This window comes from Bradyrhizobium sp. CCBAU 11361 (genome assembly GCF_028128935.1).
In the GTDB taxonomy this organism is placed as follows: Bacteria; Pseudomonadota; Alphaproteobacteria; order Rhizobiales; family Xanthobacteraceae; genus Bradyrhizobium; species Bradyrhizobium niftali.
Window position 1 is genome coordinate 40032 of the sequence record NZ_LBJZ01000168.1, and the last position, 15807, is coordinate 55838.

16 protein-coding genes are annotated in these 15807 nt (G+C 64.6%); 9 read left to right on the forward strand and 7 right to left on the reverse strand.

The window, feature by feature from the left end; translation table 11 throughout:
* Positions 1-6: 6 nt before the first annotated feature.
* The 3 genes from XI08_RS17495 to XI08_RS17505 form a co-directional block, all read right to left on the reverse strand.
* Positions 7-2196, reverse strand: a complete 2190-nt coding sequence (locus tag XI08_RS17495) for an RNA degradosome polyphosphate kinase (protein WP_271575360.1) — start codon at positions 2194-2196, stop codon at positions 7-9.
* A 134-nt stretch (positions 2197-2330) separates the two neighbouring features.
* Positions 2331-3008: a DnaA ATPase domain-containing protein gene (locus tag XI08_RS17500; protein WP_271575341.1), complete on the reverse strand. Its 678-nt coding sequence runs from the start codon at positions 3006-3008 to the stop codon at positions 2331-2333.
* Positions 3009-3098: 90 nt separating this feature from the next.
* Positions 3099-3641 (reverse strand): CDP-alcohol phosphatidyltransferase family protein, encoded by a 543-nt coding sequence (locus XI08_RS17505; protein WP_027542953.1) that lies wholly within the window; start codon positions 3639-3641, stop codon positions 3099-3101.
* A 154-nt stretch (positions 3642-3795) separates the two neighbouring features.
* On the opposite strand from XI08_RS17505, the gene purM reads away from it, so the two are divergent.
* Both purM and purN read left to right on the forward strand, forming a co-directional pair.
* Complete coding sequence (gene purM, locus XI08_RS17510) at positions 3796-4869, forward strand: phosphoribosylformylglycinamidine cyclo-ligase (RefSeq protein WP_271575342.1); 1074 nt, start codon at positions 3796-3798, stop codon at positions 4867-4869.
* Positions 4869-5522, forward strand: a complete 654-nt coding sequence (purN, locus tag XI08_RS17515) for a phosphoribosylglycinamide formyltransferase (protein ID WP_271575343.1) — start codon at positions 4869-4871, stop codon at positions 5520-5522. Before purM ends, purN begins: the two co-directional genes overlap by 1 nt.
* An 85-nt stretch (positions 5523-5607) precedes the next feature.
* On the opposite strand, the gene XI08_RS17520 is transcribed toward purN, so the two are convergent.
* Complete coding sequence (locus XI08_RS17520; protein ID WP_008129967.1) at positions 5608-5814, reverse strand: cold-shock protein; 207 nt, start codon at positions 5812-5814, stop codon at positions 5608-5610.
* Positions 5815-6195: 381 nt separating this feature from the next.
* Between XI08_RS17520 and XI08_RS17525 the strand changes: the two genes are divergently transcribed.
* The gene (locus XI08_RS17525; RefSeq protein ID WP_271575344.1) at positions 6196-7320 is read left to right on the forward strand and encodes an autotransporter outer membrane beta-barrel domain-containing protein; all 1125 of its coding nucleotides are present in this window, start codon (positions 6196-6198) and stop codon (positions 7318-7320) included.
* Between the two features lie 9 nt (positions 7321-7329).
* On the opposite strand, the gene XI08_RS17530 is transcribed toward XI08_RS17525, so the two are convergent.
* Complete coding sequence (locus tag XI08_RS17530; RefSeq protein ID WP_271575345.1) at positions 7330-8370, reverse strand: LysR family transcriptional regulator; 1041 nt, start codon at positions 8368-8370, stop codon at positions 7330-7332.
* A 74-nt stretch (positions 8371-8444) separates the two neighbouring features.
* On the opposite strand from XI08_RS17530, the gene XI08_RS17535 reads away from it, so the two are divergent.
* From XI08_RS17535 to XI08_RS17555, 5 genes are all read left to right on the forward strand, one after another.
* Entirely contained in the window at positions 8445-9056 is a 612-nt protein-coding gene (locus XI08_RS17535) for a hypothetical protein (RefSeq protein ID WP_271575346.1), read from the forward strand.
* Positions 9043-9663 (forward strand): GNAT family N-acetyltransferase, encoded by a 621-nt coding sequence (locus tag XI08_RS17540; RefSeq protein ID WP_027542947.1) that lies wholly within the window; start codon positions 9043-9045, stop codon positions 9661-9663. The genes XI08_RS17535 and XI08_RS17540 overlap by 14 nt, the downstream gene beginning before the upstream one ends.
* Before the next feature lie 25 nt (positions 9664-9688).
* Positions 9689-10252, forward strand: coding sequence for an isochorismatase family protein (locus XI08_RS17545; RefSeq protein WP_027542946.1), 564 nt, complete (start codon positions 9689-9691; stop codon positions 10250-10252).
* A 34-nt stretch (positions 10253-10286) separates the two neighbouring features.
* Positions 10287-10457, forward strand: a complete 171-nt coding sequence (locus XI08_RS17550) for a hypothetical protein (RefSeq protein ID WP_167770582.1) — start codon at positions 10287-10289, stop codon at positions 10455-10457.
* A gap of 143 nt (positions 10458-10600) precedes the next feature.
* The gene (locus tag XI08_RS17555; protein ID WP_135173472.1) at positions 10601-11983 is read left to right on the forward strand and encodes an aspartate aminotransferase family protein; all 1383 of its coding nucleotides are present in this window, start codon (positions 10601-10603) and stop codon (positions 11981-11983) included.
* A gap of 193 nt (positions 11984-12176) precedes the next feature.
* Here the strand turns inward: XI08_RS17555 and rnd are convergent, their stop codons facing one another.
* Together rnd and XI08_RS17565 are read right to left on the reverse strand one after the other, a co-directional pair.
* Positions 12177-13325 (reverse strand): ribonuclease D, encoded by a 1149-nt coding sequence (rnd, locus tag XI08_RS17560; RefSeq protein ID WP_027542944.1) that lies wholly within the window; start codon positions 13323-13325, stop codon positions 12177-12179.
* Positions 13326-13679: 354 nt separating this feature from the next.
* A complete protein-coding gene (locus XI08_RS17565; RefSeq protein WP_271575347.1) occupies positions 13680-14582 on the reverse strand; it encodes a LysR substrate-binding domain-containing protein in 903 nt (300 codons plus the stop codon).
* Positions 14583-14685: 103 nt separating this feature from the next.
* Here XI08_RS17565 and XI08_RS17570 point away from each other — a divergent pair, with 103 nt between their 5' ends.
* Positions 14686-15675 (forward strand): zinc-dependent alcohol dehydrogenase family protein, encoded by a 990-nt coding sequence (locus XI08_RS17570; protein ID WP_271575348.1) that lies wholly within the window; start codon positions 14686-14688, stop codon positions 15673-15675.
* Positions 15676-15807 lie beyond the last annotated feature (132 nt).

A 15807-nucleotide genomic window follows, 5' to 3' on the forward strand; every position in this document is an offset into this window, starting at 1 on the left:
CCCGGATCAGGATTGATGACGTTCATTACGGCGCGTGAGACGGCGCGGCGAGGATTCCTTGAGCGACTTTCCACGGCCAGATAGACTCGGATTTGTCATGAAGTAGTTGTGGACGTTGAAAGGCTCCTCGCCCTTCGCGGTCTTCATACGCGTCGAGGACCCGTCCGGCAACAATTGCCAGCTCTGCTCATTGTCCTTCAGATTCGCGACCATGATCTGCTCGAGAACCTGCTGATGCACCGTAGGATTTTGCAGCGGACACAGCACCTCGACGCGGCGGTCGAGGTTGCGCGGCATCATGTCGGCCGAGGAGATATACACAGCCGCTTTCGCGCTCGGCAGCCCCTGGCCCATGCCGAAGCAGTAGATTCGGCCGTGTTCCAGGAAGCGCCCGATGATCGACTTGACGCGGATGTTCTCCGACAGGCCGGGAATGCCGGGCCTGAGGCAACAGATGCCGCGCACCACGAGCTCGACCTGGACGCCGGCCTGCGAGGCCTCGTAGAGCGCGTCGATGATGTCGGGGTCGACCAGCGCGTTCATCTTCATCCAGACCGCGCCGGGGCGGCCATGCCGCGCATGCGCGGTCTCGCCCTGGATGTGCTCGATGATGCGCTTGCGCAAGGTCAGCGGCGACACCGCCATCTTTTCCAGATCGCTCGGCGCGGCATAGCCTGTGATGAAGTTGAAGACGCGCGCGGCGTCGCGGCCGATGGTCGGCTCCGAGGTGAAGTAGGAAAGGTCGGTGTAGATGCGCGCGGTGACCGGGTGATAATTGCCGGTGCCGGTGTGGACGTAGGTCGTGAGGCTGCCACCCTCGCGGCGCACCACCATCGAGAGTTTTGCGTGCGTCTTCAGTTCGAGGAAGCCGTAGACGACCTGCACGCCGGCGCGTTCGAGGTCGCGCGCCCAGCGGATGTTGGCCTCCTCGTCGAAGCGCGCCTTCAGCTCGATCAGCGCGGTGACGGACTTGCCGGCCTCGGCGGCTTCGGCGAGCGCGCGCACGATCGGCGAGTTGTTGGAGGTGCGGTAGAGCGTCTGCTTGATCGCGACGACATCGGGGTCGCGCGTTGCCTGCTGGAGGAACTGCACCACCACGTCGAAGGATTCGTAGGGGTGATGGACGACGAGGTCCTTCTGCCGGATCGCGGCAAAGATGTCGCCGCCATGCTCGCGCACGCGCTCGGGATGGCGTGGCACGTAAGGGGTGAATTCGAGGTCGGGCCGGTCGAGGCGGGTGAGCTGCGAGAGCTCGTTCATGGCGAGCACGCCGTCGACCAGGAATACTTCGTCGTCGGCGGCGGAGAGGGCATGCTGCACGAAGTTGCGGAGCTGCTCCGGCATCTTGGCGTCGATCTCGAGCCGGATCACCGATCCGCGGCGGCGGCGCTTCAGCGCGGTCTCGAACAGGCGGACGAGGTCCTCGGCCTCTTCCTCGATTTCGAGCTCGGAGTCGCGGAGGATGCGGAAGGAGCCCTGGCCATGCAGATTGTAGCCGGGGAACAGGCGGTTGATGAACAGGGCGGTGGCCTGTTCCAGCGAGATCAGCCGTACCGTGCCCTCCGCCGGAAGGCGAATGAAGCGGTCGATCTTGCCGGGCATTCGGATCAGCGCGTTCATCTGCTTGCCGTCGGCGGCGCGCGTAAGCTGGAGCGCGATGGTGAAGCCGAGGCTCGGAATGAACGGGAAGGGGTGGGCCGGGTCGATCGCGAGCGGCGTCAGCAGCGGGAACACGTTGTTGAGGAAGTAGTCCTCGATCCAGGTCCGCTCCGCCTTGGTGACCTCCTTGCCGTCCACCAGCACGATGCCGACATCGGCCAGCGTGGCGCGCAGGTCGCGCCAGATCGCCTGCTGGTCTGAGGCAAGCTGGGAGACGGTGCGGTTGATCAGCGCGAGCTGCTCGGACGGCGTCAGGCCATCGGGGCTGCGCTCGGAAATGCCCTCGCGCACCTGGGCCTTGATGCCGGCGACGCGCACCATGAAGAATTCGTCGAGGTTATTGGCGGAAATCGACAGGAATCGCACCCGCTCCAGCACGGGATGGCTGGGATTGACCGATTCCTCCAGGACACGGCGGTTGAAATGCAGCCAGGAGAGCTCGCGGTTGATGAATCGCTCGGGGCTCGAGGCGATCGCCGGCAGGCTCTCGGCTTCCGCGTCTTTTTCTTTTGTTTCAATAGCTTGAGCGGAGTCCATGAGAAGTCGGTCCATCCAGTTTGCCCCAATTTGCGACCTACGCGCAAAACCGGCGGGAGCATGTGTTAGGGCGATGACGTTTCGATGACATTGATGTTCCGCAGTTCCGCGCCGTCAAGCGGCGTTGGGCGGGGTCAGGCGTCCCGGAGCAGCTCGGCGGCCAGCGCCCGGGTCACGGGGCGGCCGAGCCGCAGGGCCTCGCTGTCGAGCAGTTCGACGGCCCGCCGGGCGGCGGCCGAGGATCGCTCCAGGCGCGTGGCGAGGTAGCTCACCACGCTCTCGTCCACGGAGAGCTGGCGGTCGGCGCAGAATTTGACGATCAGGCCACGGAAGAGCTGGTCGTCGGGGGGCAGCAGCGTGACCACCGGAACGGCGCGCAGCCGCGAGCGCAGGTCGTGGAGCTCGATGTCCAGCGAAGCCGGCACCTCGCGCCCGGTGAACAGGATATAAGCGCCGTCCTCGCGGGCGAGGTTCATCAGGTGGAAGAGGGCGCGCTCGTCAAAGTCCTTGGCCTTGAGATCCTCGACCACCAGCGCGCCGGTGGCGAGCGCACCGGGAACGCCTGCGGCGGTCAACGCATTGGCCGTGGTCGAGCGGGCGCCGGCCTCCGCGGCCCAGATCGCGGCGAGATGGCTCTTGCCGCTGCCTTCGGGGCCGGCCAGCCACATGATCCGGTTCGGCCATTCCGGCCAGCCGTCGATCAGGGCAAGGCCGGCAGCGTTGGCGGGGCCTTCGAGGAAATTGTCCCGGCTGAGGCTCTCCGCGTGCGGAAGCGAGAACGCCAATTGTCGGGGGTGAACGCGGCCTGCCACGCTTGCTTTGCTCCATGCCGGACGGCCGGCCTCGGTTGAAAGATTCGACCTATCGGGCGTGAGTTGGCCCTTTGCGGGGCCGGTTCACGCTCATTTGGCCTCGATCGTGCTCATGTGCCGCACCCACTCGACGAGATAGAGCGACACGGAGGAGAGCGTGAAGATCGTGACGAGACCCATCAGGATAATATCATAGGGCGCCGGCTTGAAACCGAAGGCAAGCGCGGCCAGCACCAGCGCCGCGAATGCCACCTGGGCGACCGTGTTGAGCTTCGACACTTTCGACGGCTTCATCTCGACGGGCCGGTCGAACAGCCAGGACACGATCACGGCGGCGACGATCATGATGTCGCGGGATACCACCAGGATCACGATCCAGCGCGGAATCGCGCCCCAGATGCCGAGCGACATATAGATCGAGACGAGCAGCGCCTTGTCCGCGAGCGGATCGAGCAAGGCGCCGAGCTCGCTTGTCATGTTGAAGCGCTTGGCGAGGAAGCCGTCCACGGCATCGCTGATCCCGGCAATCAGGAAGACGGCGAAAGCCACCTCCATTTGGCTCGACACGATGGCCCAGACAATGATCGGGACCAGCATGATGCGGCCCAGGGTAATGATGTTCGGAATACTCACGCGGCGCTTCCCGGCACCCGGCCTGACCTCGAATCCGGCCTCTTTGAAGGCTGAACCCGTTGATATCTACATAGTATGGCGCCGAGCGCCATGCGAGCCATTGCGCGTCCCCGGAATTCGACGTAACCAGCCGCAAACCCACTGGAAATCGGGCATGACCGACCGCAAAAACGGCCTCACTTACGCCGATTCAGGCGTCGATATCGACGCGGGCAACCGCCTGGTCGATCTGATCAAGCCGATGGTGCGCGCCACCGCGCGGCCCGGCGCCGACGCCGAGATCGGCGGCTTTGGCGGCCTGTTCGACCTCAAGGCGGCCGGTTTTAGGGATCCCGTCCTGGTCGCCGCCACCGACGGCGTCGGAACCAAGGTCAAGATCGCGATCGAGACCGGCCTGCATGGCGGGATCGGCATCGACCTCGTCGCCATGAGCGTCAACGACCTCGTGGTGCAGGGCGCCGAGCCGCTGTTTTTTCTCGACTATTTCGCCTGCGGCAAGCTCGACCCGGAGGCGACGGCCGCGATCGTCGCCGGCGTCGCCGAAGGCTGCCGGGAATCCGGCTGCGCCCTGATCGGCGGCGAAACCGCCGAGATGCCCGGCCTCTACAAGGACGGCGACTATGACCTCGGCGGCTTTGCCGTCGGCGCCGCTGAGCGCGGTACACTGTTGCCGCGCAAGGACATCGCCGCCGGAGACGCCGTGATCGGTCTCGCCTCGTCGGGCGTGCATTCCAACGGTTTCTCGCTGGTGCGCAAGATCGTCGAGCAGTCCGGCCTCGGCTTCGGGGCACCGGCGCCGTTCGCGCCCGTCATGACGCTCGGCGGCGCGCTGCTGACGCCGACGCGGCTCTACGTCAAATCCTGCCTGCGCGCGATCCGCGAGACCGGCGCAGTGAAGGGCCTCGCCCACATCACCGGCGGCGGCTTCACCGACAACATTCCGCGCGTGCTGCCGAAGAATCTTGGCGTCGGCATCGATCTGGAACGCCTGCCGGTGCTGCCGGTGTTCAAATGGCTGGCCGCGCAGGCCGGCATCGCCGAGCTCGAAATGCTGCGTACCTTCAACTGCGGCATCGGCATGATAGCGATCGTCGAGCCGGACAAGGTCGACAAGGTGATCGAGGTCTTCGCCGACGCCGGCGAGACCGTGGCGCAGCTCGGCACCGTGATCCCGGCCGAGGGCGAGCACCGTGTCGTCTATAACGGCCACCTCGACCTGGCGCTGTGATGAAGCGCCGCGTCGCCATCCTGATCTCCGGCCGCGGCTCCAACATGTCGGCCCTGATCAGGGCTGCCGCCGCGCCGGATTTTCCGGCGGAGATTTCGCTCGTGATCTCGAACAAGGCCGACGCGCTCGGGCTCGAACGGGCCAGAGCGGGCGGCGTAAAGACCTTGGTGATCGAGAGCAAGCCGTTCGGCAAGGACCGCGCCGGCTTCGAGGCGGTGCTGCAGGCCGCGCTCGATCAGCACGGCATCGAGCTGATCTGTCTCGGCGGCTTCATGCGCCTGTTTACGGCCGAATTCACCAAGTCCTGGTACGGGCGGATGCTCAACATCCATCCCTCGCTGCTGCCGTCGTTTCCCGGCCTCGACCCGCACGGCCAGGCGCTGCGCGCCGGCGTGAAACTGTCTGGCGCGACGGTGCACTTCGTCATCCCCGAGACTGATGCCGGCCCGATCGTGATGCAGGGCGCGGTTCCCGTCAGCGACCATGATACTGCGGACACGCTGTCGGAGCGCATCCTCGAAGTCGAGCACCGCATCTATCCGGAAGCGCTGCGGCTGCTGGCGATCGGCAAGGTCCAGATCGAGGGCGATGTCTGCAAGACGGCGGGAAGTGGGCCGTCGGAGAATTTCCTGGTTTCGCCCGTGGTGCGCTGAGGCGCCGCGCGTTTCGTCGTCACAAACAAAATCCCCCGGCGGAGCCGGGGGCAACGTCGTGATGTCTCGCGTGTGAGACGAGAGATCAGGAGACCTTGAGGTTCTCCGCGGATGATTTTCCGCGGTTCTCCACGAGGTCGTATTCAACCACCTGGTTCTCATTGAGGGTGGAGAGTCCGGCGCGCTCGACGGCGGAGATGTGGACGAACACGTCCTTGTCGCTGCCGTTCGGCTTGATGAACCCATAGCCCTTGGTCGGGTTGAACCATTTGACGGTGCCCTTTTGCGGCATCGCTAGTCTCCTCCGCTAGATAAAAAAAAGACGCGGCCGCTTTTCGCGTGCCACGCCACAAACGGGCTTCCGGAAGTCTGTTCGAGTCTTGAATCTCAATGTCGCGAAACGCACAGTCGAGCGGCCAATTCCGATTGTGTCCGATATTGCAACACGAAAATCGCGCATTAGCAAGTCGCGCGCAAATTTCAAGACCCCAATCGGAAGTGTCCGTCTGCAATTTCCGACCTGTGGCCGCGGAACCACAATCAGGGGCAATCGCCTCGGCCATGGGGGGCCAAACGGTTGACCCTCCGTGGCAGTTCAGCACAAATCGCCGCACGCGTGCGCCGCTCGTGTTGCATTTTTGCGCGCCGCCATTTTGCTTCGGGATTTGTGGTCATGAGCTGCCCATCGCAGCCCTCCGGGACACGGCAGACGACCGGTTTGGACTGCGTCCGCCGGGTTGCGATTGCGATGGTTGTTGCGTTCGTCGCGATGATGTCGGCGGCCACGCCAGGCTTTGCACAGAGCCCGACGCCCACGCCGACACCCACGCCAATACCATCACCGACTCCCATTCCGGTACCGAGTGCGACCACGCTCGATCTCGGATCGAACTTCCTGGAGCGGCTCGGCAACCGGGCCTCGGGCGGCATCGACCGATCGCTGCGTACCAATTCCGGCGGTGGCGGCGCGTCCGAGAGCACGGAGGATCCGCGTTACCGCACCTGGTTCGAGGGGTATGGCATCTCGGTCCGGACCGATGCGCAGGGCGATTTCGTCGGCGACAAGCGCAAGACCGTTGGCGGCGTCGCCGGCTTCGGTGCGCGGCTTGCGCCGGGCGTCAACATCGGCTTCTCCGTCGACCAGAGCCACACCGATATCGACGTGCCGCTCGCGCTCCAGTCGGCAACGCTCGATTTGACCCAGGTCGGCTTCAACGGCTCCATCGACAAGGGTCCGTGGACCTGGGCGTTCGCAGTGGTGCACGGTTTCGGCAAGGTCCGTTCCAGCCGGGACACCGGCTTTGGCCTTGCCACCGCCGGCTATCATGCCGCGGTCGACGGCGCACTGACGGAGATCAGCTACTACTGGACCAAGGATCAGATGCGCGTCGTGCCCAAGGGCGCGCTCGAATATGTCCGCGCCACCAGTGCGGCGTACCAGGAGGCCGGTGGCCTCGATCCGCTCAACGTCGGCTCGACGGCGCTCTCGCGCGCGCGTGTCATGATCGGGGCCGAGGTCGGGCGCTACTTCATCTTCGGCCAAAAGATTCTGGATCTCTCGGCCTACGGCAAGTTCGTCGACAATTTCTACCAGAACCTCGGCTCGGTCCAGGTCAGCCTGGGGACCGCGAGCATCGTCGTGCCCGGCATCGGCGAGAGCCGCTACGGCATGGATGCCGGCGCCTCCGCCTCGCTCAGCCTGACCAACACCGCGCGGCTCTACATCAATTACGACGGCAAGTTCCGCAACGAGCTCACCTCGCACCAGGGCACGGTCGGCTTCGAGTATCGGTGGTGAGCGCCGCGCTTACGTCGGCGTCGCTGCGATGTAACCGGTGAGCCCAAAGCCTTCGCGCGCGGCCGTCATCATCGGCACCAGCGCGTTCGGATGGATGAACTCGTCGCGGAAGCAGGGATAAGTCCTGGGATCGAAGATCTTCTTCAGCCAGTCGATCACGATCTTGTGGCGCTCGGAGTCGCGAAACTCCTTGTGATAGGTGAGCCAGAGGTCGGCGTGGTGGCTCACGCCGAGATCGACGGCAATGAACGGTGCGCCGAGCGCGATCGACACCGTCGGCAGGAAGCCGATGCCGGCGCCGCGCTCGACCGCGTAGAGTACGCCGACCGAGGAGTTGGTCTTGATGCCGACGATGCCCTCGAGCGATTTGAGCCCGAGCACGCGGGCGTAGGCCCCGTCGTCGACCTGCGGCGCACTCTGCTTGATGATGCGGTGGTTCTTCAATTCGGCGAGCGTCGTCGGCAGGCCGTAGAGGCTTTCGTACTCCTTGGAGACGAAGGGGTAGATGTGGAGACGGCCGAGCTTTGCGACGATCAGATCGGGGTTGGTCGGCGGCTCGAGCTGGATCGCGATATCGGACTCGAGCCGCGCGACGTCGGCCTGCTCCATCGCGCAGCGCAGATCGACGGTGATCTTGCGATAGGTTTTCTGGAAATCGATCAGCCGCGGCAGGATCCAGAAATTGCCGGGGCCTTCCGTCACTGCGACGCGCACGGTGCCCGACGTATCGTTCGACGAGCGCGATGCGCGCCGGAAGACGTTGAAGGCGTGACGCTCCATATGCGCGACGTCGGCAATCATCGCGGTGCCTTCGTCGCTGAGCGTGAGCCCGCTCTGGTCGCGCAGGAACAGCTTGCAGCCGATGCTCTCTTCGAGTCGATCGATCCGGCGCATCAGCGTCGTTGAGGTGAGGCCGAGTTCTTCGGCGGCGTTGCGAAAACTTTTATATTTTGCGCACGCTAGAAATAGTTTCAAATCGTCCCAGGATGCGTCCAGGGCTTCTTCACGGTGCTGCAACATCGCAGCACCCCGGTGCAATAACTGCTGCATACTCCTGATCCCCTACCGCTAAGCTCGACATAGCGGGGCACGAAAGCCGCAAACGATAGAAGGGCGATCAGGGTATGGAAAGGGGCTCCTTTGCCGCAAGGCATGATTTCGACGCGCTGCCGCTCAGTTCGGACGTCGATGTCCGTTGTGCGCAATTTTCTGAAATTGCCGCGCTTTCCGAGATGGCGCGCCGGCTGGTGCCCGGCGTGCAGATCGGGACGGCAGAGCTTGCAAAATACTTCACTTTGGATCCTCAAAGCATCCTGACTTTCAGCCGGAACGGCAAGCTGGTCGGTGGCATGGCCTTCCTGTTTCTGAGCGACCGCGGGCACGATGCGTTGTTGCTCGACGAGATATGTCTCACCGCGCCGGAGACGCACTATCTTGCCTCCGCGAAGGAGGAGGTTGCTGCCATCTACATCTGGGCGATTGCGGCGACGGGCCGCGGCATCGCTGGTCTCGGCAAGGCCGCGGCCCACCTGCGACAGCTAAGATTTCGCGGCGCGGATTGCTATGCGCAGCCGTCAACCGTGGCCGGACGCGACATCATGAGGGCGACCGGCTTCGAGCCGGTCCCGAGCTTCCAACCCGACCTGTGGTGCTACGAGCGTCCATGGCACCGGCACCCAATGCGCATGCCGGGCGCGATCATCCAAGCAAGGAGTGTTTCAGATGCACGGTACTAGGATTCCTCTCGCGAAGCCCGACTCCCGCGCCGTCACCATCCGCCTTGCGCGCGATCCCAACGATCTCATGCTTGTCACCGCGATCCGCTCGGCGGTCTATCTCGCCGAACAGGATTGCCCGTTCGAAGAGGAGTTCGACGGCAACGACATGGTGGCCGCGCATTTCATCGGCTTTGTCGGCAACGAGCCTGCGGGCTGTCTGCGGGTGCGTTTCTTCGGCGATTTCGCCAAGGTGGAGCGGCTCGCTGTGCGGCATCAATATCGGCGCTCGCGCGTCTCGTTCAAGCTGGTGCAGGCGAGCGTCGACTATGTGAAGCGCAAGGGGTTTCGCAAGATCTACGGCCAGGCGCAGGACCGGCTGGTCGATTTCTGGGCCCATTTCGGCGCCAAGCCGCTCGGCCACAATCGCAAGATCACCTTCTCGGATTTTTCCTACACGGAAATGCTGCTGGAGATCGAGCCGGGGCCGGACGCCATCACGCTGGACAGCGATCCTTACGTGATCATCCGTCCCGAGGGCGATTGGGACCGGCCGGGCGTGCTCGATGCCTCCGCCGGGCGGGCGGTGACCTCGCCGCTGCGGGACCTCGCGCTCGCCGATCGCTGAAACTGGTGCAGCTCTGCGCAAGACAATGCTGGCTTCCATCAACGATAATCCGCCCATCCTGGTCTGCGCGGATCTCCAGGTCGAATATCTGACCCCCGGGCGTCGCCATGTCATCCTCGACGGCGAGGCCGCCACCGCGCGCTGCCTGGAACTCCTGACGCTGTGGCGCGACAATCTCTGGCCGGTGATGCATCTGAAGCGCATCGCCCAGGCGGCCTGGTTCAATCCGGCATCCAGGCTGACGGATTGGATCGCCGAGACCAAGCCGCGGCCCGGCGAGATGACGTTCGAGCACCCGCTGCCCTCGGCCTACAGCTCGGCGCGGTTTGTGGATTACATGTCCAATATCCGCAATGTGCGCTGCGTCCTGATCGGCTTCTCCCTGGACGAGACCATCCTCGCCACCGCCGTCGACGGGTTTCACCGCAGCCATCATTATCAGGTGGTGGCGGACGCCGTGGCCTGCCGCCAGCCGGGCGCGGGCGATGCCGCGGCCTACAAGCATGCGGTAGTGAATGTCGTCGCCAACTTTGCTACAATCCAACCCAGCGCCGAACTGATCAGAAGCAGCGGCGCCGTCGCGGTGTAGGCGGCCGCGATCGACGGATGGATGGGGTGGGACATTGTCACGGGGAGACGAGCTCAAGGAGCTGGCAAGCGACCTGTCGCGGGCTGTCGAGACGGCGCGCCGCGTCGGCTTGCCCACGACGGTCTATCTGCTCTCGATGGCGCTGGTGGAGGTGCGGGAAGCCGCTGCTGCCGCCGACGAGGGTGATGACGACAGCGCAGCCTGAGAGCTGTTCCGTGTGCGGCTTTGTGCAACGCTGCTGAGCGCTTGCTGCCGACGAATTGGCGTTGCAAGTTCTGCATTCTCGCAATAGCCAAGTGATGACGCTGGCCGCGCCGGCGATGTGGCGACCTTGAGGATCTTTCGCAAATGTCCATGCTGCCGAATTCGCAAGAGGCCCGGGATGTGGCCTACCAGCTCCATCCCTACACCAACGCGCGCACCCATCAGCAGGCCGGTCCCCTGGTGATCGAGCGCGGCGAGGGCCCTTACGTCTTTGACGCATCGGGCAAACGCTATTTCGAGGCGATGGCGGGCCTGTGGAGCGTCGGGCTCGGCTTCAACGAGAAGCGCCTGGTCGAGGCCGCGCACAAGCAGATGCAGGCGCTGCCGTTCTACCACACGTTCTCCGCCAAATCGCACGGGCCCTCGATCGACCTCGCCGAGAAGCTGGTGGCGCTCGCGCCGGTGCCGATGAGCAAGGTGTTCTTCACCAATTCCGGCTCGGAGGCGAACGACACCGTCCTGAAGCTGATCGCCTATCGCTCCAATGCGCTCGGCCAGCCGCAGCGCAAGAAGGTGATCAGCCGCCTGCGCGCCTATCACGGCGTCACCATCGCATCGGCCAGCCTCACGGGCCTGCCGAACAATCACCGCTCGTTCGACCTGCCGCTGCCGAACATCCTGCACACGGGCTCGCCGCACTTCTACAAGGACGGCGCCCCCGGCGAGAGCGAGGAGGCGTTTGCCACGCGCCGGGCCGAGGAGCTAGACGCGCTGATCCAGAAGGAGGGGCCGGATACGATCGCAGCCTTCTTCGGCGAGCCGGTGATGGGGGCGGGCGGCGTCATCGTGCCGCCGGCGACCTATTGGGACAAGATCCAGGCGGTCTTGAAGAAGTACGACATCCTGCTGGTCGCCGACGAGGTGATCTGCGGCTTCGGCCGCACCGGCAAGATGTTCGGCTGCGAGACATATGGCATCAAGCCGGACGCGATCGTTGTCTCCAAGCAGATCACGTCGAGCTATTTCCCGCTGTCGGCGATCATTCTGAACGACCGCATGTTCGAGCCGATCGCGGACGAGAGCAACAAGATCGGCGTGCTCGGCCACGGTTTCACCGCGGGCGGTCATCCCGTCGGCTCGGCCATTGCGCTGGAAAACCTGAAGATCATCGAGGAGCGCGGCCTGGTTGCGCATGCCGCCGAACTCGGCGCCTACATGCAGGGCAAGCTGCGTGAGCTTGCCAGCCACCCGCTGGTCGGCGAGGTCCGCGGCGTCGGCATGATCGCAGCGCTCGAGCTCGTGATCGACAAGCAGCGCAAGACGGCAGCAGCGACACCCGGCGCCGTCGGCGGCATTGCCAGCCGCATGCTCCAGGAGCGCGGTGTGATCTCCCGCAACATGCTCGATGCCATCGCCATCTGCCCGCCGCTGATCGTCACGAAGAGCCAGATCGACGAGCTGGTGGCGGCGATATCGGGCGTGCTGAACGACATGAAGGCGGAAGTGGCGAAGCTGACGCCGGCGTAGAGCAAGTCGCGTCAGCTTTGGACGAAGCGACATGCCACAAATTCGGTGTCGTCCCGGCGAAGGCCGGGACCCATACCGCGTGAGCTGTCGAGTGAGCGTGGGTAGGGTACCGAACGACGAGTCTTCGCCAAATCCCTCCCTGGGGTTATGGGTCCCGGCCTTCGCCGGGACGACACTGGGAGGGACCACGCGCCTAAGCCCGCTGGACCCCGATCACGCGGCCTTTCTCGATCGCCAGCGCCAGCTCGCCGCGCTTGAGCTTCAGTGCGGCATCGCCGAACAGCTCGCGGCGCCAGCCGCGTAGCGCCGGCACGTCGGCCTCGTCACTGGCTGCGATCTCCTCGAGATCGTCGACGGTCGCGATCACCTTGCTGGCGACCGCATGGCGTTCCGCAGTCATCCGCAGCAGGACCTTCAAGAGCTCGACGATGGCTGCACCGTTCGAATTGTTGCGGGGCTTCTCCAGCTTCGGCAGCGTGGAGTGATCCCGCGCCAAGCCGCGCTCGACCGCAGCGACGATGTCCGCGCCCCATTTGGATTTCTCAAAACCCTTCGGCACGGAGCGCAGATGGGCGAGCTTCTCCAGCGTATTCGGCGCATGCGTTGCGATATCGCTGATGGCTTCATCGCGCAGCACGCGGCCGCGCGGCACGTCGCGGCTCTGCGCCTCCTGCTCGCGCCAGGCCGCGACCTCCATCAGCACCGCGAGATCCTTCGGCTTGCGCACCCGCGTCTTCAGCCGCTCCCAGGCGCGCTCGGGGTGGAAGTCGTAGGTGCGGGGCGAGGTCAGAACCTCCATCTCGATCGAGACCCATTCGCTGCGGCGGCGCTTCTTCAGGTCGGCATCGAGGGCCGCGAACACGTCGCGCAGATGGGTGACGTCGGACACCGCGTAGTGCATCTGCTCCTTGGTCAGCGGCCGGCGCGACCAGTCGGTGAAGCGATGGGTCTTGTCCGGGCGGTGGCCGGTGACCTTCTCGACCAGCGCGTCATAGGCGATGCTGTCGCCATAGCCGAGCACCATGGCCGCGACCTGCGTGTCGAACACCGGGTGCGGAATGATGTTGGCCTGGTGCCAGATGATCTCGATGTCCTGCCGCGCGGCATGGAACACCTTCAGCACGCCCTCGTTGCCCATCAGCTCGAAGAACGGCTTGAGGTCGATGCCCTCGGCGAGGGTGTCGATGACGATCGCTTCCTCGGGGCTGGCCATCTGCACCACGCACAACAGCGGGTAATAGGTGGTTTCGCGCAGGAACTCGGTATCGACTGTAATGACGGGGTGCTTGGCCAACCGGCTGCAGGCAGCCGCGAGGTCAGCGGTGGTGGTAATCAAATCCATGAACGGCCCATGACACTTGATATCAGCCGTTCTGCCGAAAGCGCTGTGATGTCAAGGGGCTCTAAGCGAATTCGAGCCTTGCATCGGGCCGGAATCGCCTGTTTCCGACGAAATTCCTATTCGTAGCGGACCCGGTTCGAGGATTTGCGGGCGCAAGGCAGCGCCACCACGACCACGCACATGGCGACCAAGGCCAGTCCCAGGAACTCGAAAACCAACAGATCCACGGCAAAATCCCCCGACAGAACCGTTAGACTTGTCGGGAGTGCGTTGAGGGTCTGTTAATTGTCGTGGTTACCGGCGGCGGGCCGGGCCGGATGGTGGACGGGGGGTTAATGGCGCGGACGACCGCCATCACGTCATCAGGTTCGGCAAGGCGGCGGCGAGGGCGTCCACGGCAGCGCGGACCTTTAACGGCATCCGTGGCGACCGTGGCCACAGGGCGTGGCAGTCGTACAGGAATTCCGGCTGGCCGCCGAAGAGACCGACCAGCGCGCCGTTGTTGAGGCGTTCGCGGACCAGCCAGTAGGGTAGCCAGGCGAGCCCCATGCCCTGTGTCGCGGCATCCGCGATCGCCTCGAGATCATCGAGTCTCAGCCTGCCGGCGGGCATGATCTCGTGCGGGGACTGGCCGTCCCGCGGCGGAAACAGCCAGGGCCGGACGCGCCCGGAGCGGCGATAGATGATCGCCTGGTGGGCGGCGAGATCGTCGATCGATTTCGGCTTGCCATGGGCGCGCAAATAGGACCGCGCGCCGCACACCACCATTCGCTGGCGAGCGATGCGCCGCGCGGTCAGGCCGGATTCGTCGTCGAGATCGCCGGTCCGGATCGCAAGATCGTAGCCGGCTCCGACGATGTCAGCGATCGGATCGCCGAAGGACAGATCGAGTTCGAGATGCGGATATCTGCGTGCAAGCTTCATCAGCAGGGGAGCGACGCAGTGCCGTCCCAGCAGGGCGGGCATGGTCACGCGCAGCTTGCCGCGCGGTTCGGATAGCTCGTCGAACACGGCGGCGTCGGCAGCTTCGGCCTCGCTGAGCACCGCACGGCAGCGCTCGTAATAGGCCTGGCCAGCTTCGGTCGGGCTCTGGCGACGCGTGGTGCGGTTGAGGAGGCGCACGCCGAGGCGCTCCTCAAGGAAGCGGATATGCTTGCCGACCATCGGTCCCGACATCTCGAAGGCATCGGCCGCAGCCGCAAACGAGCCAAGTTCGACGGCCCTGACGAACACGGCCATGCTGGTCAGGCGGTCCATATTGAAAACTCCTGGTTTCGACTGTTCGCTTGTTTGGGTGATTTATCCGCTTCCACGGGTCCGGCATAGCTCCATTCAGTTCAACTGATTTGGAGTGTTATCCATGACCCGCGCCGTTCGCTTTCATCGGCATGGCGGTCCCGAAGTGCTGCGCATCGAGACCGTCGACGTTCCACCGCCGGCAACGGGCGAGGTTCAGATCCGGGTCAGGGCGCTCGGTCTCAACCGCGCGGAGGCGCTATTGCGGAGAGGCACGTATATCGAGTCCGCGAAATTTCCGTCCGGCCTTGGTCTGGAGGCGGCAGGCACCGTTGAGGTTGTCGGCGAAGGCGTGGCCGGCTTTGCGCCTGATGACACCGTGAGCATCGTGCCGCCGCTGTCGATGGTGCGATGGCCGGCCTATGCCGAGCTTGCGACGTTTCCGGCCGATCTCGTCGTGATGCATCCGCCCGAGCTTGGCTTCGAGGTCGCGGCTGCAGTGTGGATGCAATATCTGACGGCCTACGGCGCGCTGGTCGACATCGCCGGAGTTGGACGAGGGGACGTCGTCGCCATCACGGCTGCATCGAGCAGCGTCGGGCTTGCGGCCATCCAGATCGCGAACCGGATCGGCGCTGTCCCGGTTGCACTAACGCGGACCTCGACCAAGCGGCGCGCCTTGCGCGATGCCGGCGCCGCGCACGTGATAGCCTCGGAGGAAGAGGACATCGGAGCGCGGCTCGCGGAGATCGCCGGTCCAGACGGCGTCCGCGTGGTCTTTGACGCCGTCGGCGGTCCCGCGTTCGAGCCGCTGACTGCGGCGATGTCACGGGGTGGAATCTTGATCGAGTATGGCGGGCTGAGCCCCGAGCCGACACCGTTTCCGCTCTTCAACGTGTTGACCAAGAGCCTAGTCCTGCGCGGCTATCTCGTGCACGAGATCATCCGCGACCCCGCGCGCCTTGAGCGGGCGAAGGCGTTCATCCTCAAGGGTCTATCGGACGGCACGTTGAAGCCGATCATCGCCGGGACGTTCCGGTTCGAGGAGATCGTCGAGGCGCATCGCTTCCTCGAGTCGAACGATCAGTTCGGCAAGATCGTGGTGACGATCTGAGTAATCGTAGGGTGGGTTAGCCCTGCGACTGCGCGAAGCGCAGTTCGCTCGGCGTAACCCACCACTGTCGATATCCGCGGGGCCAGAAGCGGTGGATTACGCCCGCGGATGCGCTTCGCGCAGCCGCGGGCT

What these genes read in the sequence shown, in the direction of transcription:
- XI08_RS17495 (WP_271575360.1), bottom strand. Translation starts at nt 2,196, where the DNA reads ATGGACTCCGCTCAAGCTATTGAAACAAAAGAAAAAGACGCGGAAGCC.
- purM (WP_271575342.1), top strand. Translation starts at nt 3,796, where the DNA reads ATGACCGACCGCAAAAACGGCCTCACTTACGCCGATTCAGGCGTCGAT.
- purN (WP_271575343.1), top strand. Translation starts at nt 4,869, where the DNA reads ATGAAGCGCCGCGTCGCCATCCTGATCTCCGGCCGCGGCTCCAACATG.
- XI08_RS17520 (WP_008129967.1), bottom strand. Translation starts at nt 5,814, where the DNA reads ATGCCGCAAAAGGGCACCGTCAAATGGTTCAACCCGACCAAGGGCTAT.
- XI08_RS17525 (WP_271575344.1), top strand. Translation starts at nt 6,196, where the DNA reads ATGAGCTGCCCATCGCAGCCCTCCGGGACACGGCAGACGACCGGTTTG.
- XI08_RS17530 (WP_271575345.1), bottom strand. Translation starts at nt 8,370, where the DNA reads ATGCAGCAGTTATTGCACCGGGGTGCTGCGATGTTGCAGCACCGTGAA.
- XI08_RS17535 (WP_271575346.1), top strand. Translation starts at nt 8,445, where the DNA reads ATGGAAAGGGGCTCCTTTGCCGCAAGGCATGATTTCGACGCGCTGCCG.
- XI08_RS17540 (WP_027542947.1), top strand. Translation starts at nt 9,043, where the DNA reads ATGCACGGTACTAGGATTCCTCTCGCGAAGCCCGACTCCCGCGCCGTC.
- XI08_RS17545 (WP_027542946.1), top strand. Translation starts at nt 9,689, where the DNA reads ATGCTGGCTTCCATCAACGATAATCCGCCCATCCTGGTCTGCGCGGAT.
- XI08_RS17555 (WP_135173472.1), top strand. Translation starts at nt 10,601, where the DNA reads ATGTCCATGCTGCCGAATTCGCAAGAGGCCCGGGATGTGGCCTACCAG.
- rnd (WP_027542944.1), bottom strand. Translation starts at nt 13,325, where the DNA reads ATGGATTTGATTACCACCACCGCTGACCTCGCGGCTGCCTGCAGCCGG.
- XI08_RS17565 (WP_271575347.1), bottom strand. Translation starts at nt 14,582, where the DNA reads ATGGACCGCCTGACCAGCATGGCCGTGTTCGTCAGGGCCGTCGAACTT.
- XI08_RS17570 (WP_271575348.1), top strand. Translation starts at nt 14,686, where the DNA reads ATGACCCGCGCCGTTCGCTTTCATCGGCATGGCGGTCCCGAAGTGCTG.